The sequence below is a fragment of the Nocardioides sp. genome (assembly GCF_036401255.1).
Taxonomy (GTDB): Bacteria; Actinomycetota; Actinomycetes; order Propionibacteriales; family Nocardioidaceae; genus Nocardioides.
Genome location: NZ_DASWVI010000022.1, coordinates 1 through 2,263, shown reverse-complemented (window position 1 = coordinate 2,263; position 2,263 = coordinate 1). Strand labels below are relative to the sequence as shown.

Below are 2,263 nucleotides of genomic sequence, written 5' to 3'. Positions count from 1 at the left end.
AGCCTCGACGCCGGCCGGGTCGTGGGGCGGATCGTGCTGTGCGAGCGCGGCCGGGTCGGCCGCGTGGACAAGTCCGCCGCGGTCGACCTGGCCGGTGGCGTGGGGATGATCCTCGCGAACGCCGCACCCGGGGACCTGGTCGCCGACTTCCACCGGGTGCCGACCGTGCACGTGGACCGGGCCGCGGGCGCCGCGCTGGACCGGTGGCTGACCGCGCACCCTCGGGCCGAGGTCCGCCTGGATCCGCGCGGCGTGGTGCACACCCCGATCCGCGTGGCCACGTGGTCGAGCCCGGGATCTCCTCGGGGCTCGGTCGTCAAGCCGGACCTGGTCGCGACCGGCGTGGGGGTCCTCGGGGCCGTGCCCCCGAACGGGTCCGGCGCCGGGTGGGACCTGCTCTCCGGCAGCTCCGCGGCCGCGGCGATCACCAGCGGCACGGCCGCACTCGTGCGTTCCCGCCACCCGGACTGGTCACCCGCGGCCGTGCGGTCGGCGCTCGTCACCAGTGCTCGGCCGGTCTCCGACGCCGGGGCGCTGCGAGCCGGCTCGGGCCGGGTGCGGCCGGCGGCCGCCGTACGTCCCGGACTCGTCTACGACGTACCGGCCGGCGACTACCGCGCCTGGCTGGACGGCGGCACCGAGCCGAACGCCGCGTCCGTGCGCGTCGCGGGTGCGGGCTCGGTCGAGCGCACGGTCACCAACGTCAGCGGGCGCCGGCTCTACTTCTCCTCGTCCGCGACCGGGTTCGCCCACCATCGCGTGCGGGTCACCCCGGCCGCGCTGCGGCTCGGCCCGGGCGAGAGCGCGACGTTCACGGTGACCGTCTCCCCCGGCTCGGGCCGCGCGGACGACGGCTGGGTGACCTGGCGGGGCGCGACCGGCACGGTCACCCGGATCCCCGTGCTCGTCACGCGCTGATCCAGTCCCCCAGCTCGGCCTCGACGAGCAGCTCCCGGGCGTCGGCGATCTGCTCGTCGGGCACCAGGATCCGCACCTGGATGACCTGCAGCAGGCCGTCGAGCACGCTCATGTTGCGGTCGGCCACGTGGTAGGGGATCTCGGCGGAGGTGAGCAACCCCTCGATCACCGAGATCATCGCAGGGTCGTTGGTGCGGACCAGCTCAGCCATGGGGCCACTATGCCCGACTAGCCCCGGCTCGGCGGCGCCTCCGGGCCAGGACCGCGGCGCCGGCTCCGGCGAGGCTTGCCCCGGCGAGGCCCAGGAGGGCCCACTGACGATGCCAGTACAGCCACGCGTTGCCGACGCCGAGCAGGGTCGCGCCGACGCCACGGTGGCGCTCGCCGGAGAGTGCGTCGGCGGCGACCAGGACGCAGGTGGTCTCGAGCCCGGCGTCCACCCGCATCACCTGTCGGCCGTGCGCCGTGTCGAGACTCACCGCGCCCGTTCCCTGCACGAACACGGGGTCCTCCCCCGCCCAGGCCGGCGGGCAGCTGTCCGGGGCACCGACGTGCTCGCGGGTCAGGACGCGGCCGTCCGACAACGACACCGTCACGAGCGACCCGGTCGAGTTCGAGAGCGCCAGCGCGACCCGGGAGCGGTCCGGGGACAAGGCGGCCGACCACTGGCTCATGCGCGATCCCGGCAGGTCGATCGGCACCCGTCGCTCGACGGCGCCCTCCAGGTCCGTGGCCTCCAGCGCGACGCCCGCACGGCCGATCGAGAGCCAGGCGAGGGTGTCGTCGTCCAGCCACCCGACGGGGTAGCCCTCCTCCCGCACCTCCATGGTCGAGCCGTCCGTGCCGAGCACCAGGTCGTAGGCCACCTGACGGTCGTCGTCCCAGCGGTGGGCCCGCAGGAGGAGGCGCGAGCCGTCCGGCGACCAGAAGCCGGGGTTCTGGCCCCCCAGCCACCAGGTGCCCTCGTCGGCCCGCGTCTCGGCGCCGTCGGTCATCTCGGGGAACGACGTCTCCTCCCCGCTGGTCAGGTCGCGCAGCACGTAGGTCGTGTGGCCGGCGAGGTAGCCGATCATCCGGCCGTCGGCCGAGAGGGCGGGCGGGAAGTCGTCGATCGGGTCGGACTGCGGAACCCGCCAGAGGTTCCCCTCCGGGGAGACCGCGTACCACCGCAGGTTGGCGCCGATCACCGCCGACAGCGGTCCCGGCCGGTCGGGCAGGTCACGCACGAACCAGGCCCGCTCGACCCGCGCCGGGTAGCCGCCGCCCCCGTCGCTCTCGCCGTCCGCGGGCGGCACCTCGGAGGCCCGGGGCAGCACGCCGACCAGTCCGGCGGCGAGCGCGGCCA

The 2,263-nt window shown here is 75.6% G+C and carries 3 protein-coding genes; 1 reads left to right on the top strand and 2 read right to left on the bottom strand.

What is annotated here, in order from left to right; all coding sequences use genetic code 11:
- A partial coding sequence (locus tag VGD85_RS00910) for a S8 family serine peptidase (protein ID WP_331061569.1) occupies window positions 1–918 on the top strand: 918 nt, incomplete at its 5' end.
- Here VGD85_RS00910 and VGD85_RS00905 read toward each other — a convergent pair.
- Together VGD85_RS00905 and VGD85_RS00900 are read right to left on the bottom strand one after the other, a co-directional pair.
- Complete coding sequence (locus VGD85_RS00905) at window positions 908–1,129, bottom strand: DUF2007 domain-containing protein (protein ID WP_331061568.1); 222 nt, start codon at window positions 1,127–1,129, stop codon at window positions 908–910. The two genes, VGD85_RS00910 and VGD85_RS00905, sit on opposite strands and share 11 nt — an antisense overlap.
- A gap of 7 nt (window positions 1,130–1,136) precedes the next feature.
- On the bottom strand, window positions 1,137–2,263 hold a 1,127-nt coding region (locus VGD85_RS00900; protein ID WP_331061567.1), incomplete at its 5' end, for a hypothetical protein.

Excerpts from the sequence above, each read along its gene's own strand:
- VGD85_RS00905 (WP_331061568.1), bottom strand. The coding sequence starts at position 1,129 with ATGGCTGAGCTGGTCCGCACCAACGACCCTGCGATGATCTCGGTGATC.